At 64.5% G+C, this 25,568-nt stretch carries 13 protein-coding genes; 9 read left to right on the top strand and 4 right to left on the bottom strand.

The window, feature by feature from the left end; translation table 11 throughout:
• Window positions 1-11: 11 nt before the first annotated feature.
• The gene (locus ACXMDY_RS07655; RefSeq protein WP_259701142.1) at window positions 12-230 is read left to right on the top strand and encodes a hypothetical protein; all 219 of its coding nucleotides are present in this window, start codon (window positions 12-14) and stop codon (window positions 228-230) included.
• A 59-nt stretch (window positions 231-289) separates the two neighbouring features.
• Here ACXMDY_RS07655 and cysS read toward each other — a convergent pair whose 3' ends face one another.
• Window positions 290-1,798 carry a cysteine--tRNA ligase gene (gene cysS / locus ACXMDY_RS07650; RefSeq protein ID WP_259701143.1) on the bottom strand — a complete coding sequence of 503 codons (1,509 nt, stop codon included), beginning with the start codon at window positions 1,796-1,798 and terminating at the stop codon, window positions 290-292.
• Between the two features lie 84 nt (window positions 1,799-1,882).
• Here cysS and ACXMDY_RS07645 point away from each other — a divergent pair, with 84 nt between their 5' ends.
• Genes ACXMDY_RS07645 through ACXMDY_RS07630 form a run of 4 tightly spaced genes read left to right on the top strand, consistent with a single transcriptional unit; the run spans window position 1,883 to window position 15,664 of the window.
• A complete protein-coding gene (locus tag ACXMDY_RS07645) occupies window positions 1,883-3,157 on the top strand; it encodes an MFS transporter (RefSeq protein ID WP_259701144.1) in 1,275 nt (424 codons plus the stop codon).
• On the top strand, window positions 3,157-4,260 hold the full coding sequence (locus ACXMDY_RS07640) for a glycosyltransferase family protein (RefSeq protein WP_259701145.1): 1,104 nt from the start codon (window positions 3,157-3,159) through the stop codon (window positions 4,258-4,260). The genes ACXMDY_RS07645 and ACXMDY_RS07640 overlap by 1 nt, the downstream gene beginning before the upstream one ends.
• Window positions 4,253-9,166 (top strand): thioester reductase domain-containing protein, encoded by a 4,914-nt coding sequence (locus tag ACXMDY_RS07635; protein WP_259701146.1) that lies wholly within the window; start codon window positions 4,253-4,255, stop codon window positions 9,164-9,166. Before ACXMDY_RS07640 ends, ACXMDY_RS07635 begins: the two co-directional genes overlap by 8 nt.
• Before the next feature lie 6 nt (window positions 9,167-9,172).
• A complete protein-coding gene (locus tag ACXMDY_RS07630) occupies window positions 9,173-15,664 on the top strand; it encodes a type I polyketide synthase (protein ID WP_457767545.1) in 6,492 nt (2,163 codons plus the stop codon).
• Window positions 15,665-15,686: 22 nt separating this feature from the next.
• Here the strand turns inward: ACXMDY_RS07630 and ACXMDY_RS07625 are convergent, their stop codons facing one another.
• Window positions 15,687-16,133, bottom strand: a complete 447-nt coding sequence (locus ACXMDY_RS07625; protein ID WP_457767584.1) for an SRPBCC family protein — start codon at window positions 16,131-16,133, stop codon at window positions 15,687-15,689.
• Window positions 16,134-16,235: 102 nt separating this feature from the next.
• On the opposite strand from ACXMDY_RS07625, the gene ACXMDY_RS07620 reads away from it, so the two are divergent.
• Genes ACXMDY_RS07620 through ACXMDY_RS07605 form a run of 4 tightly spaced genes read left to right on the top strand, consistent with a single transcriptional unit; the run spans window position 16,236 to window position 20,986 of the window.
• The gene (locus tag ACXMDY_RS07620; RefSeq protein ID WP_457767544.1) at window positions 16,236-17,438 is read left to right on the top strand and encodes a hypothetical protein; all 1,203 of its coding nucleotides are present in this window, start codon (window positions 16,236-16,238) and stop codon (window positions 17,436-17,438) included.
• Window positions 17,438-18,832, top strand: coding sequence for a cytochrome P450 (locus ACXMDY_RS07615; protein WP_457767543.1), 1,395 nt, complete (start codon window positions 17,438-17,440; stop codon window positions 18,830-18,832). The genes ACXMDY_RS07620 and ACXMDY_RS07615 overlap by 1 nt, the downstream gene beginning before the upstream one ends.
• 2 nt (window positions 18,833-18,834) lie before the next feature.
• Window positions 18,835-20,631: a fatty acyl-AMP ligase gene (locus tag ACXMDY_RS07610; protein ID WP_457767542.1), complete on the top strand. Its 1,797-nt coding sequence runs from the start codon at window positions 18,835-18,837 to the stop codon at window positions 20,629-20,631.
• A gap of 4 nt (window positions 20,632-20,635) precedes the next feature.
• Complete coding sequence (locus tag ACXMDY_RS07605; protein WP_457767541.1) at window positions 20,636-20,986, top strand: acyl carrier protein; 351 nt, start codon at window positions 20,636-20,638, stop codon at window positions 20,984-20,986.
• 54 nt (window positions 20,987-21,040) lie between these two features.
• Here the strand turns inward: ACXMDY_RS07605 and ACXMDY_RS07600 are convergent, their stop codons facing one another.
• On the bottom strand, window positions 21,041-22,894 hold the full coding sequence (locus ACXMDY_RS07600; RefSeq protein ID WP_457767540.1) for a hypothetical protein: 1,854 nt from the start codon (window positions 22,892-22,894) through the stop codon (window positions 21,041-21,043).
• A 197-nt stretch (window positions 22,895-23,091) separates the two neighbouring features.
• Window positions 23,092-25,518: a GumC family protein gene (locus ACXMDY_RS07595; protein WP_457767539.1), complete on the bottom strand. Its 2,427-nt coding sequence runs from the start codon at window positions 25,516-25,518 to the stop codon at window positions 23,092-23,094.
• Window positions 25,519-25,568 lie beyond the last annotated feature (50 nt).

Here is a 25,568-nt window from a genome sequence, read left to right as displayed (position 1 = left end):
GACCGACTGCCGTGCTCTGGCTCAGGCGCTGGAATTTCATCGAGAGAGCCCGGCTGGAGCGGGAGCTCTGGGATGCCTTCGAGCGGGGCGAGAGCATCGAGGAATGCCTGGCGGCCTGTCCGGCCAGTGATCCGTTCCGCCGTGAGGTGTGGCAGACCACGGTCGTGCGCATCCGGCGGATCGAGGCGCTGATGGCCGGCAGCAAAGCCCCGGAGCCCCCTCCCGACTGATCTGACCGACTGAATCTGGTACCTGAATCCTGGCGACTGAACCCGGCGTCCTCCACAGCTCACTTGCGGATCCAGTCGGTGCTGCCGCCGGGCCGGTCGATCAGTTCAATGCCGTCGCGACGCAGCTGATCGCGGATCGCATCGGCTGCGGCATAGTCCCTGCTACTGCGGGCCACAAGCCGCTGGGCGATCAGGGCCGAGATCTCCGTCTCCGCCGGGCCGGGGGCGGCGACAGCCGAAGATTCCGCAGGGCTGAGCGGCTCGGACTGGAGGCCCAGCACCCCGGCCAGGCTGATCAGCAGCTGCCAGCGGCCCTGGAGATCGGCGACGCTGGGGCCCGGCGGATCGGCCTGAAGAGGATCCTCACCCCGTTCGAGCCGGTTCGAGAGGGCGCGCAGCGGCCTGGCCAGCTGGAACAGCACCGCCAGGGCGGCCGAGCTGTTGAGGTCGTCGTCCATGGCGCTGATGAACGCCTCCTGAAGCTCGGAGGGATCCCAGGCCATGGACTGCTGCTGATCCCGCTGGGGCAGAGGCCCGGCAGCCACCGAAAAACCGAGCCGATCCCCGAAGCGCACCCCGAGGTCGAGGGCGGCGTTGAGACCGCTCCAGCCGGCGGCAGCGGCTTCCAGGGCGGCATCGCTGAAATCGAGCGGTTTGCGGTAATGCGCCTGCAGCACGAACAGCCGCAGGGTCATGGGTGAAACGCCCCGCTCCAGCAGAGCGCGGATCGTGGTGAAGTTGCCGAGCGATTTCGACATCTTCTCGCCCTCCACGTTCACCATGCCGTTGTGCAGCCAGAAGCGGGCCAGGGGTTTGCCGGTGGCCGCCTCCGACTGGGCGATCTCGTTCTCGTGGTGCGGAAAGATCAGGTCGGCGCCACCGAGGTGGATGTCGATCGAGTCACCGAGTTCCTGGCGAACCATCGCCGAGCATTCGATGTGCCACCCTGGCCGGCCCGGACCCCAGGGGGAGGGGAAGCTGGGCTCCCCCGGTTTGGCTCCTTTCCAGAGGGCGAAATCGAAGGGGTGGTGCTTGCGGCTTTCCTCGCCGTCATCGAGCCGGCCACTGGCTCCATCCTGCTGCTCATCGAGGTTGCGGCCACTGAGTTTGCCGTAGTCGGCCCGCTTCAGCACGGCGAAGTACACGTCACCGTCGGCGGAGTAAGCGGCCCCTTTGGCTTCCAGTTCCCCGATCAGTGAGCGGATGCCGTCCAGGCAGCAGGTGGCCCTGGGCAGGCGGTCCGGCGGCAGGATTCCCAGGGAGGCCATGTCGGCCTGGAAGGCGGCGATGTTGCGTTCGCTCACCTCCTGCATCGAAGTGCCCTCGGCGGCGGCCCGCTGCAGGATCTTGTCGTCGATGTCCGTGACGTTCTGGACGAAGGTGACCGCGAATCCCCGCCAGCTGAGATAACGCCGCAGGACATCCCAGACGATGTAGCTGCGGGCGTGGCCGAGATGGCAGAGGTCGTAGACGGTGACGCCGCAGCAGTAGATCGACACCTGACCGGGCACCAGCGGCTCAAAGGTCTCGGTGCGGCGCGTGAGCGTGTTGGTGAACCGCAGGGTCAAGGGGGGCGGATGTGTCCGTTCGGGCACCGTAGGTCCTGGCCTTTGCCGGTACCTAGGATCCAGCCCTCCCTGCAGAGCCGCCGATTGCCGAAAGCCTTCACCGTTCTGTGGGCAGGTCAGCTGGTCTCCAACTTCGGAACCCAGACGAGCCTCTATGCGCTCGGTCTGTGGTTGTTCCAGCGGGATGGCCAGCTCGCCAGTTTCACGACGGTGGCGATCGTGATCCTGCTGGCCAAGCTGCTGGCGTTGCCTTTGCTCGGTCGCCGGCTGTCCGGCTGGCCCCGTCGCCGCGTCATGCTCCTCGCCAACGGCCTGGGTGGAACCGTCACCCTGTTGCTGGCGATTGCTCTCTACCGCCAGGCGGCTCCCCTCAGCCTGATCCTGGCTCTGCTGTCTGTCGCTGCCGTCGCGGAAGCGACGCTGGTGCTCTGCTTCGCGAGCCTGATCCCGCAGATGGTTCCGATCGAGCAGCTGGGCAGGGCCAACGGCCTGTTCGCCAGCGGCGACGGATTGGTGATGGCAGCGGCCCCCTTGCTGGGAGCAGTGCTGGTGGGGGTCGGCGGTCTGGCGGGGGCCCTGGCCCTTGACGGTGGAACCTGTCTTGTGGCGCTGGCCTGTGTGGGTCTGGTCCGGTGGCCGAGGGCTGCACTGGCCCCCCTGCAGCCGCGCCAGACCTGGGTGCCTGGTCTGCGGGCCGGAGTGTCGGAGCTCTGGGCCAACCCCCTGACCCGCCCGCTGCTGCTGCTGGGCACCACGGTGTCGTTCGCGATGGCGGCCTGCGAAATCCTCTTTCCCGCCTGGGTGCTCACCGCCAGTGGTGCCACCCGCCTAGGGGTAGCCCTCCTGGTCGGGACGGGAGGGTTCGGGCTGGGGGTGCTCGGCTGGCGAAGGGTGGAGCGTCGGCACTGGGCGTCGGCGCTGCTTTCCGCGCTGGCGTTTCAGAGCGTGATCCTGATCGGAGCTGGTCTGGTTGTGTTCGAAGGGCTGCCAGTGATCTGGTTCCTTGCCCTTGGCCTCTTCTCAGCGGGCGTTCCAATCAGCGGTGCTGCCCTTCAGAGTCTCTGGCAGGCGGTGACGCCTGTTGAAGAGCAGCCGCGGCTGTTCGCCGCGCGTTTTGCAATGGAGTGGAGCGCACGACTCGCGGCGTTCTGCAGCATTGCCCTGTTGGTCGATCGCTTTCTCCAGCCGGCGATGGGATGGACCTTCTGGCCCGGCTGGATCCGGGAGACGATGGGTTCTTCGGCCGGCAGACCGATGGCGATCGGCCTCTGGGCTGTCGGATGGTTGCTGCTGATGGTTCTTGTCTGGCAGTCGGAACATATCAAGCGGCAGGGACGCCTTGCTGCAACGCTTTTCTGATGCGCGTTCTGATCCTCACCTCCCGGGCAGGCACGGCTCATCAGAATGCGGCGAATGCCCTGGTTTCCTGGTTTGGCATTCAGGTGCCGCACGTGGATGTGACGGTGCTCTTCCATGAAGACACCTGTGCCTATAACAGTGATGCCACAAATCTCTATAACTGGATTCAGAAGAAGGCGCCCTGGCTTCATAAGATCTACTGGCGAATTCTCGAAACGGAAGACTTCACCAAGCCCGGCACCGTTCTGATCGGCCGCGGCCATTTCGTGGAGGTGCTGCGTCGCTGCCTGCCCGACCTGCTGATCTCCACCCATCCCCACACGAACAGGGGCCATTTCGATCTGGCCAAGCGGGTCGTCGGTCCCCAGCTGCGCTGCATCGTCTGCTGCACAGAAGTGGATGGGGGCTTCGGCTTCACCCGCAACTGGGTGACCCGAACGGCCGACGGCTTCTGGGCCATCACCGAGCCTGTGGCAGTTGAGCTGCGGAAGCGACTGTTTCCTGAGCAGCGCATTGCGGTGCTGGGCCCCCTGCTCCAGCAGCCGTTCCACGCCGGGGGGCCGGCACCGCTCACCCTTCCTGGCCTGCCGCTGCTGGTGCTGGGCTCAGGTGCCAACGGTTCCGGCAACCATCTGGAACTGCTGGAGCAGCTGCTTCCCTGGGGAGGTCAGCTGGAGGTGGTGGCCCTGTGCGGACACCGAAAAGACCTTCAGAATGCTGTCCAGCACTGGGCTGAGTCCCACCCCGGCCTGGCGGTCACCGCCCTTGATTTCCAGGGACCTGAGGCGATGGCGGCCCTCTATCGGCGCTGCTGGGCGATGGTGAGTCGGCCAGGGGCCCGCACCGCCACCGAAGCCCTGTTGCTGGGCTGTCCCCTGATCTTTCATCACCTGGGCGGGTGCATGCCCCAGGAGCTTCTGGCCCTGCGGTACTTCCGAGAGCGAGGGCTCGCCACGTCCATCCAGCGGGCCTGTGATCTCGCTGCCGTGGTGGGGGGCTGGCTGGCCGACCCCGCCCGCTATCAGCTGTTGCGGCTCCGCTACCGGCAGTGCGCCCTCCAGGCCGATCCTGAGAGGGTCATGAAATACTTGTTGCATGGTTAAGGGTCTTTCTGCACTTCAGCTGGCCCTGCTGGCCCAGAAGGCCCACGACCAGCGTCAGCTGCTCCAGGCCGAACCGATCGCCGTGGTCGGGATGGGCTGCCGGTTCCCCGCTGGCGAAGGCAAGCCCAATCTCGACAGCCCTGAAGCCTTCTGGTCGTTTCTGTGTGAGGGGGGAGACGGGCTGAGCCAGGTTCCCCCCAGCCGCTGGCCGATCGAGGATTTCTTTGACTCCAGCCCGGGTCGGCCCGGGAAGATGCATTTCCGCCGAGGCGGCTTTCTGGCGGATGTCGACCAGTTCGAGCCCGCCGGTTTCGGCGTCTCCCCCCGGGAGGCCCAGGCGATGGACCCCCAGCAGCGGCTCATCCTCGAGGTGGCCCAGGAAGCCCTGGAAACGGCTGCCATCGCCACCGATCGGTTGAAGGGCACGGCCGCGGGGGTGTTCATGGGCATCTGCACCAACGATTACGCCTGGCGCCAGCTGCGCAGCGAAGTCGGTGACGAGCGCTTCGACCTCTATTTTGCCTCCGGCTCCAGCCTGAGCATGGCGCCGGGCCGGCTCTCCTATCTGCTGGGCCTGACCGGACCCTCTCTGGCGGTGGACACCGCCTGCTCCTCCTCCCTGGTGACGGTGGACCTGGCCTGCCGTTCCCTGCGGGATCGCGGCTGCGACCTGGCCCTCGCCGGTGGCGTCAGCCTGATCCTCTCGCCGGTGAACAGCCTCTGCCTGGCCAAGAGCGGAATGATGGCGGCCGATGGCCGCTGCAAATCCTTTGATGCGGCCGCCGATGGCTACGTGCGCAGCGAGGGCTGTGGGGTGGTGGTGCTGAAGCGGCTGGCCGATGCGATGGCGGCCGGCGATCCGATCTGGGCGGTGCTGCGGGGCAGTGGGGTGAACCAGGACGGCGCCACGGCCGGGCTCACCGTCCCCAGTGGTGAGGCCCAGGCTGCCCTGATGCGTCAGACCCTGGCCCTGGCTCAGCTGGAGGGGGATCAGATCGATGTGCTGGAGGCCCATGGCACCGGCACCGCCCTGGGCGATCCGATCGAGCTCAAGGCCCTCGCCCCGATCTATGCCAGTCCGGATCGCGATGCTCCGCTGCTGCTGGGCTCGGTGAAAACGAACATCGGCCACCTGGAGGGGGCCTCCGGAATCGCCGGGTTGATCAAGGGGATCCTGATGGTTCAGAAGGGGCTGGTGCCGCCCCACCTGCACCTGCGCCGACCCACTCCACTCATGGACTGGGATCAGTGGGCGCTTCGGCTGCCTGAGGTCCTCGAACCCTGGCCCCGTCAGGGCGTTCTGCGCCGGGCGGCGGTCAGTTCGTTCGGCTGGAGCGGCACCAACGCCCATGTGATCGTCGAACAGGCCCCGACTGAGTTGATCCCAGCCCCCGCCGATTCCCCCGCGGCTGACGACTGGTTGCTGCTCTCCGCCTCGACGGAGTCCAGCCTTCAGAAGCTGGTGGAGCGTTTTGTGCGCTGGTTGCCCGGAGTGGCTCAGGCCAACTGGCAGGCCGTCTGTGCCACCAGTCGGGAGGGCCGCCGCAGCCTGCGTTGGCGGCTGGCCCTCAAGGCGGCGACACCGATCGCTGCGGCGGCCGACCTCGCGGGCTGGCTGGATGGGGAAGAGGTGCCAGCGCTGCTCTGGGGTGAGGCGCCTGCTTCCCCGCCCCGCCTGGCCTGGGATCTTGTCGGATCTGCCTCGCCCGGTGCCGCTGGCTGGGTGGCGGACTGGCTGCGGCTCGGCGTCGAACCCGGCGCGGTGGTTCATGGGGCTGATTCGCTTGATCTGGCCACCACACTCGCGGTGTTGCCGTCCCGGCCTCGCCTGGTGGAAGCCGGCGCCGCCAGCGAGGAACTCGCGGCCCATGGCTATGGCCTGCGGTTTCCGCTCGAGGCTCCGGGGATCAGCCGCGCGGTTGAACTCTGGCTGGCCGGCTGCCAGCTCGATTGGCGTCCCCTCTCCCCCGCCAGGCTCTGGCCCCGTCAGGTGCTTCCCACCGTTCCGTTCGATCGGGGAACGTTCTGGATCGAGGAGCATGATCGGATTCACGCCAAAGCGGCTTTCCAGCTCGACCGTTGGCGGTGCTGGACAGCGCTGGAGACGCTCGAACCAGCTGTTTCAGGTTCCGCCCCCCTGGTGTTGCTCGGGGGAACGGCGGCGATCGGCCTGAGCCTGGCGGAGCGCCTCGGCAACGGGGCCTGCTGGCTGCCCGATCTCGACGGCCTCGATGCCTGGCTGGATGAACCACAGACGAGTGAGGCAGCCGCCCGCAGCCGCCCTTCGCTCGTGCTGCTGACAGCTCTCCGGCCGCCGTCGGCCGAAGCCCTGGCCGGGCAGCCCTTCTGGCAGGAATGGCTCCCGCTGCTCCGGGGCCTGCTGGAGCGAAGCGCCCGCCTTGAAACCGTTCACTGGGCCCTGAGCGGCTCAGACGAGGCCGGTGGTGAGGCCCTGGCGGCTCTCGCCCGCTGCTGGATCCGGGAAGCCGGACCCCAGGGCGGCGCCCTGTTGTGGTGCGATCCCGCCGGAGCCGATCTGGTGGACCTGCTGCTGACCGGGCCCGCCTTGGCCACGCTTGAAGAACGACGGCTGCAGGCCGGCGCGGTGGAACGGGTGTCGCTGGATCCGGCGCCGGCCGAGTTGTTCGTGGCCCCTGGCCCGGCCCTGCGGGCCGCGGCCACCGTGCTGATCAGCGGTGGGCTGGGGGCCCTGGGTCTGGCCACGGCCCGCTGGCTGGTCGCCGCCGGCAGCCGCCAGCTTGTGCTGCTGGCCCGGCGGCCTGCCAATCCCGCCCAGCTGGCCGTGATCGCCGAACTCGAAGCTCTCGGAGCCCGCGTGACGGTGGAGAACGTGGACGTGGCCGATGGCGCTGGCCTCGAGGCCGTTTTTGCCCGCATTGCCGCCAGTGGCCTGCCGCTGCAGGGAATCATCCATGCCGCCGGGGTGCTGGACGATGGCCTGCTGATCAATCAGACCCCCGAGCGATGCGCCGCCGTTGCCGCCGTCAAGGTGTTGGGTGCCCAGCACCTTGACCGGCTGAGCCGGGGCCTGCCGCTCGATTTCTTCCTCTGTTATTCCTCTGTGGCCGGCCTGCTGGGTTCGCCGGGCCAGGCGGCCTACGGTGCCGCCAATGGAGCTCTCGATGGCCTGATGGCCGAGCGGAGAGCCCAGGGCTGGCCCGCCCTCAGCATCAACTGGGGTCCCTGGGCCGGAGAGGGAATGGCCGCGGGAACGGCCGATTTCCTGCGCAAGATCAAGCCCGCCCAGGCCCTCGCCAGCCTGGAGCGCTGGATGGGCAGCAGCGAGGCCAGGGCAGTGGTCGTGGAGCTGGAGGAGCAGGCCCATGATCGTTTCGTGCCCCGGTTCAGGGCCCTCACCCAGGAGCTCACCGTGATCCGGGAGCTGGAGGGGAATCTGGAAGGGGCGACGGCCGAAGCCGCCATGCTCGGCTGCCTGGCCGATGTGCTCGCCGAGCTGGGCGGCTATGACCGGGCCGATCTTCAGGCCGGCACCGACCTCCAGCTGCTCGGCATGGATTCGATGATGGCGGTTGAGCTGGCCACGGCCGTCCAGGCCGGACTGGGGGTGAGCCTGGGTCTCGGAGCGATGGCGGGGGATCCCACTCTGGGGAGCCTGGCCGGCCACCTGCTCCTGCTGATCGGAGGGGGCAGTCCGTCCGTCAACGGCGTCGCTGCGGACACCGACCTGGCCGCCGAAGCCGTGTTGCCGGCCGACTGGCACTGGCCGTTCAACCCCCCGGCCCCTGGTCTGGACGACCCAGGGCAGGACGGACCCGGCCGGGCGGTGCTGGTGACCGGGGCCACTGGCTTTCTGGGGGCCCATCTGCTGGCCGACCAACTGAAGCGCTGGCCCGATCTCAGGATCCATTGCCTGGCCCGCGCCGATTCCGACCATGGCGCCTGGGAGAGGGTGCAGGCCAATCTGCGCAGCTATGGGCTGTGGCGGGAGGCCGATGCTGAGCGGATCGTCGGGGTCGCCGGTGACCTCGCCAGGCCTCGTTTCGGCCTGGAGGCCGCTGGCTTCAACGCCCTGGCCGCCCAACTGGACGGCATCCTCCACAACGGTGCCCAGCTCAGCTACACCCTCCCCTACAGCCAGCTTCGGGCCGCCAATGTGGGAGGAACCCTTGAAGTGCTGCGCCTGGCGGTGGCGGGACCCCGCCCCCTGCCGGTGCAGTTCATCTCCAGCACCGCGGTGGCCGAGGCGGCCGCCTACCGCGATCAGGTGATTCTCGAATCCGATGACCTCAGCGAATGGCGGGGGATTGTGCTCGGCTACTCCCAGACCAAGTGGGTCAGTGAGCGCCTGATGCTGGCCGCCGCCGCCAGGGGCCTGCCGGTCACGGTGTACCGGCCTCCCCTGATCGGCGGTCACTCCCGCACGGGAGCCTGGAATGCCGACGACTACATCCATCGCCTGGTGCGGGGTTGCCTGGAGCTGGGCCAGACCCTCGACGTGATGACGGAGCTCGATCTGGTGCCGGTCGACTATGTGAGTGACGCCGTCGGCGTTCTGGCCTGGAAGCCTGAGCATGCCGGGGCGGTGTTCCACCTCAACCACCCCCGGCCGGTGCTGTGGAGCGACCTGCTGAAGGGTTTCAGTGATCAGAGCCCCAAGGCTGTTCCCTTGCAGGACTGGCTGGAGGAATTGTCAAAGCAGCCCACCAATCCGCTCTACCCCCTGATTCCCTTCTTTTCGCAGCGCTGGGGGAGCGAACAACTCACCTATTCCCAGTTGTTGATGCCGGGCCTGCGCTCCAGGCCCAGTTGCGAGCGCACCGAGGCCGTGCTCCAGGCGCTCGGGGTGGTCTGCCCCAGTCGCGAGGAGCTGATCGAGCGGTATGCCGGCCTGTTTCTGAGGGCCCTTTCCGGCCATCCCGGTTAGAGATCCTTGAGCAATCCTGAGCCCCACGTCCCTCGCCCACCGGAGCCGATCGCGATCGTGGGCATCGGCTGTCGCCTGCCGGGGGAGGTGGATTCCCCCGCCGACTTCTGGCAACTGCTGATCCAGGGCCGTGATGTGATCCGGGAAGTGCCATCGGATCGCTGGGATCTGGCGCGCCATTTCGATCCCGATCCACAGCGCCCGCTGCACCAGCACGTGCGGCACGGGGGCTTCATCGAGGCCATCGACCAGTTCGATGCCGCCTTCTTCGGGATCTCACCCCGGGAGGCGATCTGCATGGATCCGCAGCAACGGCTCCTGCTGGAGGTGGCCTGGCGCGCCCTGGAAGATGGGGGGCAGCCGGTGGAAGCCGTGCGTGGCCAGGCGGTGGGAGTGTTCATCGGGATCTCCTCGGCGGATTACATCAACGTTCTGTGGAGTTCCACCGAGAACTACGCCGTTCCCGACAACGAGCCCTTCGTGCTGCCGGGGAACACCAGCTCGATCGCGGCCAACCGTCTTTCCTATTTCTTCGATTTCAAGGGTCCGAGTTTCTCGGTGGACACGGCCTGTTCCTCGTCACTGGTGGCTGTCCATCTCGCCTGTGAGAGCCTCTGGAGGGGCGAGGCGGTGGCAGCCCTGGCCGGAGGTGTTCAGGCCCTGATCAGCCCTGGCAGCCAGATGGGCTTCTGCAAGGCCGGGCTGCTCTCCGCCGATGGCCGCTGCAAGAGTTTCGATGCCAGTGCCGATGGCTACGTCCGCTCCGAGGGCGCTGGAGTGGTGCTGCTCAAGCCCCTGTCAGCGGCCCTGGCCAATGGGGATGCGATCTATGCGCTCATCCAGGGCACGGCAGTCAATTCCGATGGCCGCAGCAACGGCATGGTGGCGCCCAACCTGCAGTCCCAGGTGATCTGCGTGCGCCAGGCCTTTGCCCGGGCTGGGATCGATCCGGCCGCCGCCCAATACGTCGAGGCCCATGGAACCGGAACGCGCCAGGGCGATCCGGTGGAGTTGCAGGCCCTCGGCACGGTGCTCGGGGAAGGCAGGCCTCACGACCAGCCCTGCCGGGTGGGCTCGGTGAAGAGCAACCTCGGCCACGGCGAAACCGTTGCCGGCATCACCGGGCTGATCAAGGCCGCTCTCTGCGTCCATCACCGCCAGCTTCCGGCCAGCCTCCATTGCCGCAACCCCAACCCCGACATCGATTTCAGCGGGCTGAAGCTGCAGGTCCAGACTTCGCTGGAGCCATTCCCGCAGGCGGATCGGCCGGCCGTGGTGGGGGTCAGCTCCTTCGGTTTCGGCGGCACCAATGCCCATGTCGTGCTCGGCGAGCCGCCGGAACCTGCCGCGGCGAGTTCGCGACCCCGCCCCCCCAGGCCCCTGCCGCTCCAGTTGCTCTGCCTCTCGGCCCACTCCGATGTGGCCCTACGGCAGAAAGCAGGCGACCTGGCCAGCCTGCTGCGGGACCAGCCCGGTCTTCCCCTGGTTGATCTCTGCGCCACGGCCAACCAGCGGCGCAGCCAGCTGTCGCGTCGACTCGTCTGCCTGGCCCCGGATCATGCCGCTCTGCTGCTGCAGCTCGCTGGCTTCGCTGCCGGCGAGGAGCCCCAGGGGATCAGCTGGGGCCAGGCCGCCCGGCGTCCCGGCAAGCTCGCCTTCCTGTTCACCGGCCAGGGATCCCAGACCCTGGGCATGGCCGAGGGGCTGCTCCGTCACCATCCCGTCTTCCGGGCGGCGTTCGAAGCCTGCACCCACCTGCTCGACCCGCTGTTGCCCCAGCCCCTGGCCAGGGTGCTTTACCCGGCGGCTGGCCTGGAAGAGGCGGCCGCCTCCGCCCTGAACCAGACCCGTTACACCCAGCCGGCCCTGTTCGTGGTGGGCTATGCCCTCGCCCAGCTCTGGCAGAGCTGGGGAGTCCGCCCCGATCTGCTGATGGGCCACAGCGTCGGCGAAGTGGTGGCCGCCCATCTGGCTGGGGTGTTCAGCCTGGAAGACGCCATCCGGCTGGTGGTGGCGCGGGGGCGCCTGATGCAGGAGCTTCCCGCCGGTGGCGGCATGCTGGCCCTGTTGGCCACGGCCGACCAGCTGGACCGGTTGCTGCAGCAGCACCCCGAGCTCACCGTGGCTGCCAGCAACGGGCCCGCCAACACGGTGCTCTCCGGGCCGCTGAAGGCCCTGGATCGGCTTGAACTCCAGGCCCAGGCCCAGGGGCTGGCGGTTCACCGTCTGGCGGTGAGCCATGCCTTCCATTCGCCGGCCATGGCCCCGATGCTCGACGCGTTCGCCAAGGAGCTTGCCCAGCTTCGCTTCCACCCTCCCCGCCAGCCCCTGGTCAGTAATCTCACCGGCCGTCTGGCCGGTGAGGAGATCGCCCATCCCTCCTACTGGTGCGATCACCTGATCCGTCCGGTCAAGTTCGCCCGGGGGATGGATTGCCTCGCGGCCCAGGGTGCCCAGACCTTCCTGGAGATCGGCGCCCGACCCACCCTCACCGGCATGGGGCGGCAATGTCTGCCGGACCCGGCCCTGACCTGGTTGCCCAGCCTGCGGCCCGGTCTTGAGGATGTCCGGGTCATGTTGTCCAGCCTTGCCCAGCTGCACCTTCAGGGCCACCGGGTCGACTGGATCGGTTTTCACCGGCCTTTCCCTCACCATTGGGTGGATCTGCCCGGTTACCCGTTCCAGCGGCAGCGGTTCTGGTGGCCCGTCTACGGCCAGACCAAGGAAGCGGCCAGCCTCTGGCTGGATCAGCTTCTGGCGTCTCCGGGGGAGGTGGCGGCCCGCTCCACCCCTTCTTTGTCTGACGATGGGCAGATGCGGCGGCTCGATCTCCCCGGTGGCCGGGAGCAGCGCTTCGAGACCGTGCTCCGGGCGGATCAGCCGGCCGATCTGGCAGATCACGCCCTGCGCCGCCAGGTGGTGTTCCCGGCCACCGGCTTCCTGATCGTTGTGTTGCAGCAGCTCCAGGAGGAGGGCGTCCCCCTGGCCATCAAGGGGATGGAGCTGGAGCGAAGTCTCAAGCTGCGTCATTCCCCGCTGCGGTTGCAGCTGGTGATCAGCGAGGGTCCGTCCAGCCGGACCTTTGAGTTTCACAGCCTGGAGCAGGCCGACTCCGGCCCCGGGCCCGTCGAAGCGGAGCGCCGCTGGAGCTTCCATGGCGGAGGCCTGCTGCCTGGGTCAGGCGATCCGGATCCGGCGCCCTTCGAGCCCTGCGCCTGCCCCGCCACGGCCGCGGCCGTGGATCTGTCCGGCTTCTACGCAGCTCTCGAGCGGATCGGATTGGTGTATGGCCCCAGCTTCCGAGGGGTGGTCGGGCTCCGGCAGGAGCTGGGCCAGGCCTGGGCCGAGCTGGTCCGCCCGCCTGGCGCCAGAGACTGGGCCCTGCTTGATGCCTGCCTCCAGGTGGTGGCGGCCACGCTGGATCCTGCCGCTGCGGCCGGCCAGGTCTTCCTGCCGGTCGGCTTTGATCGCCTCTGGCTGGCCCGGTTGCCGCTGCCGGATCGTTTGCAGGTCCAGGTGCAACTGGTCGCCAACGACGAGGCGGCCTTCGTGGAAGCCGATCTGCTGCTGCTCGATCCGAGCCTGGCAGGAGCGGAGGCCGTGATCGGCTGGATCGCTGGCTTCCGTCTGCGCCGGCTGCCCCGGCAGGCGCTCGATTGGCTGTTTCCCCTGCCGGAGGAGGCAGGCAGCGGGGGCGAGAGTCCTGCCGACTGGCTCTATCAGAGCGTCTGGACCAGTTTGGCGCCGGAGCCACAGCAACCAACACTCCAGCCGCTGCCGCTCCGCTCGCCCCAGGCGCCCTGGCTGGTGGGAGCCGTTGGGGAGCAGGCCGCCGGCTTCCAGGCCTGGACAGCTCAGCAGGGTGGTGAGGCCGGCCGGCTTGATCTGGGCGAGACGGTGCCAGGTCCGGGCCCGGTGCTGTTCTGGCCGGATCTGCGCACCCTCTCAGTGCAGGAGGCGCTGGAGGGTCTGCTGGTGATCGCCCAGCAACTCGGCAGCGCTTCCAGCCGCACCCCCCAGCCCCGCCGGATGATGGTGGTGCTGGAGGGGGAGGGTCCGGCCCAGGGCGCCCTGGAAGCCTTCAGCAAAACCGCAGCCCTGGAGCAGCCGCAGCTCGGCTGGAGCCGGCTGCGGCTGCCGGAGGATCGGGCCCTGGCGCCGGGCCCCGCTGACTGGCCGCTGCTCTGGGAGCTGGCGGAGCGGGAGGCGGCGATCCTCTGGCAGGACGGCGCCGCCCGGGTTGAGCGCCTGATGCCCCTCCCTGCTGATCGGTTCCGCTGGGCGATTGCTTCGTTCGGCAGCCTCGAAACCCTCTGGGCGGAGCCCGTGGCTGCCCAGGAGCCAGCACCGGGTGAGGTGCTGTTGGCCGTGGCGGCCACCGGCCTCAACTTCCGTGATGTGCTCAATGCCCTTGGCCTGCTGCGGACCTACAGCCGTCAGCTCGGGCTCGATGAGGAAGCCCGGGTGCCTTTCGGGGGTGAGTGCGTCGGCCAGGTGGTGGCCTGCGGTGAGGGGGTTGCCCGTGAACTGATCGGCCAGACGGTGGTGGCGGCCCTGGCCGTGGGCAGCCTGGCCAGCCATGTGTGCTGCCGTGCCGAACTGGTGGTGCCGCTACCGGCGGCGATGACCCCGGAAGTGGGCGCCAGTGTGACCACTGCCTTCCTCACCGCTCACTATGGGCTGGTGGATCTGGCTGGCCTGCAGCCCGGTGAAACGGTGCTGATCCATGCGGCAGCCGGTGGCGTGGGCCAGGCGGCATTGCAGGTGGCGCGCCGTTGCGGGGCCCGAATCCTGGCCACGGCCAGCGCCGCCAAGCAGGAGCAACTTCTGGCCCAGGGAGTGGCTGCGGTGTTCGACTCCCGCAGCCTCGCCTTCGCCGAGCAGGTTCTGGAGCACACCGGCGGCCGGGGCGTCGACGTGGTGCTCAACAGCCTCAAGGGCGACGGAGTGGAGGCCGGCTTCCGTGCCCTGGCGAGGGGGGGGCGCTTCATCGAACTCGGCAAGATCGAGACCTGGAGCCGCCAGCAGGCTCGGGATCGGCGTCCCGATGCCCGCTACCTGCCCTTCGATCTGCTGGAGGTGGCGGCGGCCTCACCTGGGCTGATCCGGGGGCTTCTGCTGCAGTTGATCGAGCAGCTGGGTAACGGCCAGCTCACCCCGCTGCCGGTCACCGTCTTCCCGAACGAGCGCAGCGTCGAGGCCTTCCGGTTGATGGCCCAGGCCCGCCACACCGGCAAGGTGGTGATCAGCCAGCCCCCCCGACCGCCGGCCTTGAGGGTTGATGGCGATGGGGCTTACCTGGTCAGTGGCGCCCTGGGGGGGATCGGTCGGCAGTTGCTGCCCTGGCTTGCCGATCAGGGGGCTAAGGAGCTGGTGCTGGTGTCCCGTTCCCTGGCCGATCCCCCACCGCCTGCCCGGGCCCTGATGGAGAGCCTGGAGCGCCGGGGGGTGCGCCTGCATTGCCTGGCGGTTGATCTGATGGCGGCCGATGCCGCCGATCGATTGCGGCTGGGCCTCAACGGGCTGGAGCGGCCGGTGCGGGGCTTCTTCCATGCGGCCGGCCGGCTCGATGACGGCCTGATCGATCGCCAGACCCCGGCGCGTCTGGCGGAGGCTCTGGCGGTGAAGCACGGTGGCTGGAACGCCATCGAGGCGGCCCTGGCTTCGCAGCCGCTCGACTTCGGTGTGGCCTTTTCCTCGATGGCCTCGCTGTTGGGCTCCCCGGGCCAGAGCAGCTACGCAGCCGCCAACGGTGCCCTCGATGCGGCCTGCCGGGCGGCGCGGGGCCACCGTCTGTCGATCCAGTGGGGTCCGTGGCAGGGGGAGGGCATGGCGGCGGCGATGGCCGGGCGGGATCGCCAGAGGCTCAGGACCCTGGGTGTCGCTCTGCTGCCTCCGGCGGCCTGTCTGCTGGCCTTGGAACGCCTGTTGAACAGGAGCAGCCGTGGCAGCGTGGCGGTGCTGAACATCAACTGGGAGCGTCTGCTCCGCCAGGCTCCCCGGGGACAGCGGGCCCTGCTCGCCAACCTTCTTGCCGGTGGCGCGCCAGGGGCGTCATCGCCTGGCGACGCGGGCCCACCCGCCCTTCTGGCCGTGCTTCAGGCCACCCCTGCGATCGAGCGCCAGGCCGTGCTGAGAAGGTTTGTCCAGGAGCAGTTGGCCAAGGTGCTGGGCCTGGCGGAAGCGGAGCAGATCGATGCCTCCGAGCCACTCTTCAACATGGGGCTCGATTCGCTGATGGCGCTTGAATTCAATGTGCTGCTGGAGAAGAATCTTGGTGTTTCCCTGTCTGAATCGCTGGTCTTCGAGAAACCCACGGTGGATGACCTGGTGAATCATTTCCTGATGGAGGTGCTTTTCCTGACGGAGTCATCGCCACAGCCTGCTGTGCCTGAGCCCTTGGAGACTGTGGCTTCCAACCTCGCCTGGGATCAGAAGCTTGAAGAGGTTGCAGCGCTGCCCGTTGACGATCTGGTGCGACAATTGCGGGGTGAATAGGTGCAACCCCTGCCAGGAAAGATCACCCCTTCTCCATCAGGCTGCGCAGAATCTGCATCGATTGCCTGAGGTTGGTTTCGCTGAGTTCAAAATAGAGGGGACGCAACACAGCAGGCAGATCGGGATCGATCCTGATCTGGTGCTTCACCAGCACGCCCCCCTTCACAGGCGTGAGGGTCCAGTTGCCCTGGAGGCTGCGGATGCGATCGCCGCTGATCAGCCGGTAGCTCATCTGCCGAGGTGGAGTTTCCGTGACGGCCAGCCTGGCCTTGATGCGCAACCCAAAGGTGTAGGGGGCCTGATAGGTTTGAGCCACCTCAAGTTTGTTTCCCTGGCGACTGATCAGCTTGGACTGCTTGATATCAGGCATTTTAAGGGCGGCGTCCTCGTAACTGGTGAGAATACGCCAGGCTTTCTCTGGTGTCGTCGTTGCTACTATGGAAACGGTGTATGAGCCTTTGCTCCCCATCAGCATGGGTTGGGAAGCTGGAGCAGCAACGGCAAGAGAAGAGCATGCTGATGTTGCCGCTAAGATTATCCCGAAGCAACGGTTGGATTGGAGGAACATAGGGTGGGAGAGGTGAAGGGGGCCGCTGGCGAGAAAACAATGGTTGAAAGAAGAGTCTATTACATCAGCGGCTTTGATCCACGTGGGGCTTCTTATTATCATGGTTTGTTCTCCCAGCAGCTGAAGCGATTTTCAGATTTGACCGGGCGGGCACTTTCCGTGGGCTCTCGCCGAAAGGATGCCCTATCCTTTCTGAGTCGCTGGCGAGTCAATGAGGCCGATCCCAGCAACCAGGCTGGCTGTGATGTTGACTACTGTTTTTTGCATTGGGATGACATTGTTCGTCAGAGTTGGGAGCGAAATCCCCTTCGTCTCCTCGGAACTGGCTTGGTTGTGTATGGCGATCAGCTGATGCAAGGAGTGTTATGGCGGATCGCTCGAGGATCCTTGCCAGGCATCATCTGCTTCTTGTTTCCTCTCCTGTTTTTTGCATGTGCCTTTTTTCTGGCGGGCCTGCTCGGCTCGCTGGCTTTTTATGCAACAGTTTATCTTGCATGGCTGAAGCCAATATCTTTGGGATTGGCCTCAGCTTTCAGCATGGTGATTCTTTGGCAAGCCTGGCTGCTTGCAGATCGAATTGGGATTCTTTGGTTTTTTCGGTCGATGGCTTTCATCCATCGACTCGCAGTGGATGACCAAGGTGAACTGAGGCCTCGATTGAGTAAGCTCGTGATGGAAATTCTTCAGCTTGAAGCTTCTGAGCCATCGGTAGAAATAATGCTTGTCAGCCACAGTAATGGAACATTTGTGATGGCAATGTTGGCGGCAGAGTTGCGCCGACAGCCTGGATTTGCTCCCATTGCATCCCGGTTGAGCATGCTCAGTCTTGGCCAGAATCTTAGTTTGCTGGCCATTCAACCGCGGGCATTGTCTTTTCGCAGGGATCTCGTTGAGTTGCTCAACGGTGTGCGGCTTCCTTGGCGGGATGTGAGCTCCATCGATGACTTCATTTCCGGGCGTGGGGTCGATCTTTACCTCACCTGTGGTCTGACAGTGCCCAGTTCCCCCTATCCAGAGGTCGAGTTGATTTCCCTTGCCGATCGCCAGGGTCTCACCTCCCTCTGGCAGGTCATCAAGGGTCAGTTGGGTCTCCATTTTGAATACCTTGCTACCCGGGAGCCAGAGCGCAGCAGTGGCTTTGATTACCTGGAACTCGTGCTTCAGCCGGTGGAGAGCCCGGCGCAGGCGAGCAACCCGATGCCCTGATGGCTTGCCCTTTCGGATTTGAGCCGGTTCATCCCCGGCCGGGGCCTTCCACGCCGAATTACCTGTTTCGTCTGTTGCGTGGTCTCCATTCCTGGCTGGGCCTGCTGAACCGCTGGGATTTCCAGATTCCGATCGGTGGGGTTCGTTTCTTCGGTTTCCACCTGTTCCTGGTCAATCTGCCGGCGGCGGTGCGGCTGCTGATGGTGGACCAAGTTGAGCAGTTCCCGAAGCATCCGTTCACACTGTGGGTGCTGCAGCCCTTGATCGGCCGGGGGATCTTCTCAGTTAACGGAAAGGAGTGGGAACGGCAGAGGCGGCTGGTGGATCAGGCCTTCCAGGTGGCCCAGTTGCAGCGGGTTTTTCCACAGATGGAGGGGGCCACCAGCGATCTGATCGCTCGCCTCGACCCCCTCGCCGATGGCCGCAGCGTGGCGATCGATGCCGAGATGACACTGGTGGCGGCCGATGTGATCGTGCGAACGATCCTGTCGTGTCCCCTGGCCGGCCCGGAGGCGGCGATGCTCTTCGGCGACTTCGCCAACTACCAGCGCCGGGCCGGCCGGGCGGTGATGCTGCGCCTGTTGCGGGTACCCCAGGGCCTGCTCAACCGCTACCTGGCCACCCATGCCGGCCGGATCCGGGCCTGGATCCGGGCGGCGATCGAAGCACGCCTCGCGGCTTCCACCACAGACCAGGCACCGCATGGCCAGGATCTGCTTCAGGCCCTGATCGAGGCCCGCGATCCGCTCACCGGCTCATCCTTCAGCCTCGAGGAATTGCTCGATCAGGTGTGCGTTCTGTTTTTGGCGGGCCATGAAACTTCGGCCAGTGCCCTGGCCATGGCGGTTTATCTCCTGGCCCACGTCCCGGACGCCCAAGAGCGCTTCCGGCAGGAGGTGGTCGCAGCCCTTGCGGGCCAGGAGGGGCCCCTGGGCTTTGAGGCCCTGAGGCAGTTGCCCTACGGAACGGCGCTGTTCAATGAAACCCTGCGGCTCTACCCCCCGATCAGCTTTTTGATGCGCGAAGCCCTCCAGCCCACCACCCTGCTGGATCAGCACTGTCCGGTGGGTTCCCTGCTGACCATCTCCCCCTGGGTGATTCAGCGTCACGAGCAGAACTGGAGCGATCCGCATCAGTTCCGCCCCGAGCGTTTTCTGGCGGAGGAGGCCAGCGTGGAGGAGCGTCGCCTGGCCAGGGAGGCCTTCCTGCCGTTCGGTCTGGGGCCCCGGAAATGCCCCGGCGCGGCCTTTGCCCTGCAGGAGGCGTTGCTGGTGCTGGCTGAACTGGTGCGCCGCTACGAGATCCTGCCGGACCCCGGCCACCGCCCCGATCTGGTGGCGCGTTTAACCTTGCGCTCCGTGAATGGCGTGCAGGTGAAGCTGCGGCGGCTGTGATCGTGGCGCCCGATGCCTGCTGGCCCTGGTCGTCTGCTGCCTCCGGCGGAGACCGGCCGGAGCAGGCCTGCAGCACCCTGGTGGATCTCCTGTGCTACAGGGCGCGCAGCCAGCCGGAGGGGGTGGCCTATGTGTTTCTGCGCGATGGCGAGCGCCAGGAGGAGGCGATCACTTACCTCCAGCTTGAGCGGCAAGCCAGACGAATCGGCGCCTCGCTGCAGGGCCTGGAGGTTCATTCCGAAGCGGTTGGCTTGCTGTATCACCCAGGTCTGGGGTTCATCGAAGCTTTTTTCGGCTGCCTGTTTGCGGGCCTGGTGGCGATCCCGGTTCAGACCCCCCCGGGCCTGAAGCGGCTGGGTGGCCTCACGGCCATCCTCAGCGATGCCGGCACCCGCCTGGTTCTGACCAGTTCCGATATTCTTGAAGCACTCCACAAGGACCCCAGCAAGCACGACTGGGCGCAGTCACTGCGCCTGCTGGCCACCGATCAAATCAGTGTGGAGCCTTCTCCTGACTGGCATCCGGCGGATCCTGCCGTCAATTCCGCCGCTTTTTTCCAATACACCTCCGGCACCACCAATGCCCCTAGGGGGGTTGTGGTTTCTCACGCCAATGTTCTCAGCAATGAAGAGCTGATCCGAAAGGCCTTTCGACATGATCGAACCACGATTGGGATTGGCTGGCTTCCCCATTTTCATGACATGGGATTGATCGGCAATCTGTTGCAAGGGCTGTACATCGGCAGACCCTGCATTCTGATGTCTCCCTTTCACTTCATCCAACGACCGCTGCGCTGGCTCCAGGCCATCAGTCATTACCAGGCAACCACCAGTGGTGGACCCACCTTCGCCTACGACCTTTGTGTTCAGAAGATTGGAGCGGCCCAGCGTGATCAACTGGATCTGAGCTCCTGGACGCTTGCCTTCATCGGTGCAGAAACTGTTCGTTCGGCGACGATTCAACGCTTTGCTGACACATTTTCAAGCTGCGGATTCAATCGGGACGCGTTTTATCCCTGCTATGGCCTGGCGGAAGCAACGCTGTTCGTCACGGGCAGCCAGGTTCGCCAGCCGGTCGTTGTGAAACAGGTCAGCCGAGAGGGGCTGATGGAGAACCAGGTAGTGGGCTGCGATGTGCCTTCGGATCAGAGCATCGGCATTGTGGGTTGTGGCCGGGAGGGGTTGGATCACCAGGTTCTGATCGTTGATCCGGTGACTCGAGTTCGATGCTCAGCTGATCGCGTGGGTGAGATCTGGGTTAAGGGAAAGAGTGTGGCCAACGGTTATAGAAACCGCCCGCAGGAAACAGGCCAGATCTTTGCAGCCCGATTGGCTGATTCAGAAGTGGGACCGTTTCTGAGAACAGGAGATCTGGGTTTCATCCAGGAGAACAACCTGTTCGTCACCGGTCGTATCAAGGACATCATCATTCTCCATGGCAAAACCCATTACCCCCACGAGATCGAGCTGACCGTTGAGCACTGTGCTGACGGCCTGCAGGCTGGTGGTGGGGCTGCCTTTTCCCTGGAGAGAGAGGGGCGTGAGCAGGTGATCATGGTTCAGGAAGTGGAGCGAATGGCGCTCAGGTCGATCAGCCCCAGCGATTGCATCGAGGCAATCCGCACAAGTGTGCTCTCCGTGCATGGGGTTCGCCTTGATGCGGTGGTGCTGATCAAGCCCGCCACGATCCCCCGAACAACGAGTGGAAAGGTGAGGCGAGATCATTGCCGCATGGAGTTTCTGGCCGGAAGTCTGGCGGTGGTGCGTGGTTGGCCCCAACCAGGGATAGGCGCTGAATGAATGAATGGTCTGCGGAGTGCAGGGATGCTGGCACCCGCTGATGCTAAGTTTTGCAATGTGGATGCAAAACATTCTCCTATCGCAACTTGTTATGAACACTGAGATCACAGCAGAGGATATCAGCGGCTGGGTGATTGATTACCTTGCTGATCTGTTTCAGGTTCCTGCGGACACGATCGATCCTGCGCTTCAATTTGATGAACTGGGGGTGGATTCTTCTCTGGCGATCGGTTTGACGGGCGACTTGGAGGAGTGGCTTGGCTGCACAATCAACCCCACGTTGCTTTATCAGTACACCACGATCGAGAGTCTCAGTGGCGCACTCGCTGAGCAGATGGCCTCAGCCCACACCTGACGAGCCAGGTCATCCCGCTCTCCAGAGCAGCTTCGGCAGCACTCTGCAACGGCTTCAGAACAACAGGGTGAGCCGTCCACCCACCCGCACCTGGCTGTTGCCGAGCAGCTGACCGATGTCGAGCAGACCGGCGGCGTTGCTCACGTAAACGTCGACCATGGCGGAGTCGCTGGGAATCCAGCGCAGGGCGGCTGTGCCATTGGTGCCGGCTGAGTCGGAGTCTTCGTCTGCCACCAGGTTCAGTTCTGGAATGAATTGAAACCAGCGCCCCAGCTGCACATTGGCACTCAGGCCCAGGCCATAGGCGGTGCTGGTGCCGTTCCAGGCCACTTTGGGATTGGAGTTCAGGGCCAGCCAGGGGGTCACCTCCCAGGTGCCCATTGTTTCGAAGAACAGGTAGCCCTGCAGGCTGGCCGGGTCTTCGTTGCGTCCCACGGTGATGCGGCCACCACCGGAGAACGGGGCACCGCGCAGCTGGCTGAACAGCACGGCCTTGCCGCCGAAGCGCTGGTTGAGGCCATCATCGGAAGCGAATTGGTCACTCAGGGGGGTAACGGGATCAATGCCGTTGAACACCCCGCCGCCCCAGAGCTGGAGCTGGAAATCGTTGGAGGCCGAATAGCCGACAAAGCCGAACAGGTTGCCCAGATTGTCAGCATTCGCTGAGATCTGCACAGAGCCTTCAGGGGGGAGAACGGCGGTGTTCACCGTTACGCCACCGATGGCCAGACTGCGCTGGCGGCGGCTCAGGGCGATCGGCGGTGAATCTTCCGCCTGGATCGAGTAGACGAAGCGGCCGGTGTAGAGCAGTTGTTCCTGGCTGGGCAAGGCCAGCAAAGCGGTGGCGGGGCTGCCACCGAAGCCATTAGTGATCGCACCTTCGAGGCTGATGCGCGGATTGAGGGCGTAGTTCAGCCCGGCTGTGTAGATCGGGACCCGGTAGAAATCGAGATTGCGATCGAAACTGTTGGTGCCTGGCCCGAAGGGGACAAGGCCGGAGGCAAACAGGTTCAGCTGGGGCGAGGGTCGCCAGCTCAGCCCGGCCGCCAGGGTGATCGAGCTGCCGAAGAAGGTGCCGGCTCCACCCTGGCCGGCCCCCTGGCTGGCCGGCAGAAAACTGGCCCCGGGGGTGAAGCTCAGTTGCAGGGTGCGGCTGACCTGCCAGCTGATCGGAAGGCCGATCGAGCCGACGATGTTGTCGGTTTCAACCCGCTTGTTGCTGTCGTTGAAGATGTTGGATGAAACCGAGGACCTGAAGGCATTGGTGCCCCGGCCGAAGTCGGAGCCGCCGCTGCCCACCGTGAACTGCTCGAGGGAAGCGGTGATCGCCATGGCCCAATGCTCGCCTTTGCTCAGTTGCCACTGGGATGCAGCACCAAACACCTCCCAGCGGTTGGCGGGACGGATCGGCTTGTTGCTGATCGGGGCAAACAGAGGATCGTCTGCGACGCTGTAGAACCCGGAGATCTGCAGCCGCTGGGTCAGGCCCATATCACCGCGAACGTAGTAATTCTGGTTGCCGGTGCCTGGGAGGTCGATGCCCCCACCGGCTGCGGGAGTGATGAGCCCATAAGCAATCTGCAGGCCCTCCGATTCCAGCTGGTTGGCGGTGGGCACAGCCAGGCCAAGCCGGAGCAGGGGCAGATAACTGGCTGCCGGGGGTGGCAGGCTGCGGGCAAAAGCCAGGGCCTCTTCCGCTGTTTTCGGAGTGTTGTCGGGCTCAATCGTTTCAACCGCCAGCCGGGTGGTGGAATCGGAGGCGATGGTGGCGAGGGCGTAGCTGAAAGGGGTGAGAGGATCGGTGTCGCCTGGCTCCACCGCCACCCATTCCAGTTGCCGCCCGCTGGAGCTGGAGGCAGGGCCTTCGTCTGCAGAGGTCCAGACCAGCGGTCTGGCGGGCTGGAGCATTGGAGTGCTGTCTGGATCCGGAGCGGCTGTAGGTTCGACAGGCGCGGACGGGGTGACAAGCTCCCAGAGCGGCCGGCTTGGGGTGGTTGCTTCTGTCTGGATCGGTTGAGCCTGGGCCACTGAAGCAATCAGGGCGGACATCACAGTGCAAGTGGCCCCGCTGATCAGCAGGAGGTGGCGAGGAGGTTGCAAGGAATTCACCGATCGAGCCAGCCCATCAGCTTGCGGCCCCAACCCTCTCGCCTTGGCTTGACAGCCCCTTCCTCAAGCGTTTTGTCACTCTGAGTCGTTGACGGGGTTGTGTCGTCGGTTCCGTAGTAGGCGTAAGCAGTGCGGTAGTCATAAGCTCCGTAGCCGTAACCCTTTCCATAGCGACCGTAGCCGTAGGCATTGTCGCGTTGCTTTTCCTCTTTGATCGCATTGGTGAGGATGCCGAGCAGGGGAGCACCGGCCGAGCGGATGCGCTCGATCGATTCGTGGGGCAGGGCTCGATCGACGCGGGCAAGGCTGACGAGCAGCACCATGCCATCGAGTTGTTCAGCGACCAGCAGGGCATCGGCAAGGCCGAGCACTGTGGGTGTGTCGTAGAGAATCAGGTCGAACTGTCCGGATTCAGCCACCTGTCGCACGAAATCCGCCATCCGCGAAGAGCCAAGCAGGCGAGCGGGGTCGGGGGGACGCCTGCCACTGGTGAGGGCAAACCAGTTGGCATAACCGGGAACAGGCTGAATAGCATCTTGCCAGCGGTCGGCATCGCCGCTGAGCAGGTTGGAGAGGCCGATCAGGTTGTCGAGGCCAAGCCGTTGGTGCAGCTGGGGTTTGCGTAAGTCGGCATCCACAATCAGCACTCGTTGCCCCATTTCTGAAAGGGTTTTGGCTAACAGAATGTTCACCAGGCTCTTGCCTTCGTTGGGCTGGGAGCTGGTGATCGAGATCGAGCGGAGGGGCCGTTCACTGTTGAGAAAGCGCAAGCTGGTGTATAGGTTGCGAAAGGCTTCCTGGTAGAAGAATCGCTGGTAACCGATGGCTTTGCGCTTCTCCTCTGGCACCGCTGTGTTGTCGGGTGAAACGCTCTGATCCAGCTCGGCCAACAGGAAGCGGCGGTCTTCCCGAACTCCACGAAAGAAGGACACATGGGGAATATTGCCAAGCAGGGGCTGGTTGAGGTCGTCGCGCACCTCGCTAGGTTTGTGGAAAACATGGTCGAAGCGGTCGCGGATCAGGCCGGCTGCGATTCCTCCTGACAGGCCGAGCAAGAGGCCCAAAGCCATGTTTCGTCTGATCGAGGGCTCCACGGGAACAAGGGAGACCTGTGGCATAGAAATTACACTCCAAGGGACGCTGCGCTGTGCAAGCTCAAGTTGGAGGTCTTCCCTGGCTTTAATGAATCCAGCTTGGTTGGCTTGAGCAATTGTGAGCCGCTGCTGAATATCCTCAAATTCTTTTATTAAAGCCGGCTGACGCTGGAAGATGGCATTGAGCCGCGCTACTTGGCGATCAAGAGATTCAAGACGGTTGGCATTAAGGTTGAGAGCCGAAGACACTGCTTCAAGTTGGTTGCTGCGAAGAAGCGGAATCATGCCATTTCGGCGTGCCCGTAGGCCTTGGACGATTGTGGATGATGGGGTGAATCTAGCTTGAGCTTCTGCCAGTTCCTTTTCCACCTTGGTTAGCTGCTCAAGGATAGCCTGACCGGCACCGGCGATTGATAGGCCTTGGCCTTGGGTGGATAAACCACCAGCGGTTCCTGTGTTTGATGTGCCGATGGCTTCCTGAAAACCTTGGGCTTTGAGGGTTCCATTCTCGATAGAGGTTCGCACAGATAGCAACCTTGAATAATCGGCTTTTAGTTCGGCCCGCTGATTCTCAAGCGAGGCAAGCTGTGTTTTAAGGGCAATCCCTTCCTCAGTTGGCTGTAGAAGGTTATTAGATTCGCGAAAACGAGCAAGCTGAGCCTGTAGCTGATTTGTCTTATTCTGTAAATCGGGAGCCTGTCGGTCTAAAAAGAGTAATCCTTCGGTAAGCCGCTGTTGCCGTTGGACAAGTGAATACTGTAGGTAAGTATTGCTGATAGCCTCAAGTAACTTTTTGGTTATCGCAGGATCCTTCCCGTTGAGGCTTATCTTTAAGACGCCACGTGCTTCGCTCAGTCGGCTTCCACCGGAGGCAATTGCGATGTTTCCTGAGAGATTATCTGCTGTGATTCCAAATTGCTTGGCGATTGGCTCAAGGAGAGCGGAGCTCCTAAGGACTTCTATCAGGGTAGGGATGTCTGCGCTGGTTGAATTCAGTGCCAGTTGATTGAAAATGGTACTGGTAGGATCTGAGTTTCTATTTTCATTGCCGTCCGAAATGGGATCGCTGATCAACAAATCAAACGAACCCTGAAAAACCGGGGTAAAACGGCGTTGATAAATTGTAAGCGCAATTGTGACAGCCAGAATGGCTCCAGTCGTCAAAAGAACAAGCCGCTTTCTCCGTCTGACTGCAAACAGTAGATCGGACAGATCCCGTCCCTTAGGCTCGGAGCTTAAACTCGACCTTTCAATGGGCACGAACTGCAAACCATTGGAATCAGACTCAACACCAGTATTGATCAAGTGATTCCCGTTTTGATCCGGCATGGAAACTGGCTTAGGGATCTGATTAGACAAGATGATTGTGGTCTAGCATA

The sequence above is a fragment of the Cyanobium sp. ULC082 genome, from assembly GCF_977927535.1.
Note: the sequence above shows the minus strand (reverse complement) of the source record. Positions and strands in the feature narration are given on the sequence as shown.

What these genes read in the sequence shown, in the direction of transcription:
- ACXMDY_RS07605 (WP_457767541.1), top strand. Translation starts at nt 20,636, where the DNA reads ATGGTCTGCGGAGTGCAGGGATGCTGGCACCCGCTGATGCTAAGTTTT.
- ACXMDY_RS07595 (WP_457767539.1), bottom strand. Translation starts at nt 25,518, where the DNA reads ATGCCGGATCAAAACGGGAATCACTTGATCAATACTGGTGTTGAGTCT.
- ACXMDY_RS07635 (WP_259701146.1), top strand. Translation starts at nt 4,253, where the DNA reads ATGGTTAAGGGTCTTTCTGCACTTCAGCTGGCCCTGCTGGCCCAGAAG.
- ACXMDY_RS07625 (WP_457767584.1), bottom strand. Translation starts at nt 16,133, where the DNA reads ATGGGGAGCAAAGGCTCATACACCGTTTCCATAGTAGCAACGACGACA.
- ACXMDY_RS07600 (WP_457767540.1), bottom strand. Translation starts at nt 22,894, where the DNA reads ATGCTCCAGCCCGCCAGACCGCTGGTCTGGACCTCTGCAGACGAAGGC.
- ACXMDY_RS07615 (WP_457767543.1), top strand. Translation starts at nt 17,438, where the DNA reads ATGGCTTGCCCTTTCGGATTTGAGCCGGTTCATCCCCGGCCGGGGCCT.
- ACXMDY_RS07640 (WP_259701145.1), top strand. Translation starts at nt 3,157, where the DNA reads ATGCGCGTTCTGATCCTCACCTCCCGGGCAGGCACGGCTCATCAGAAT.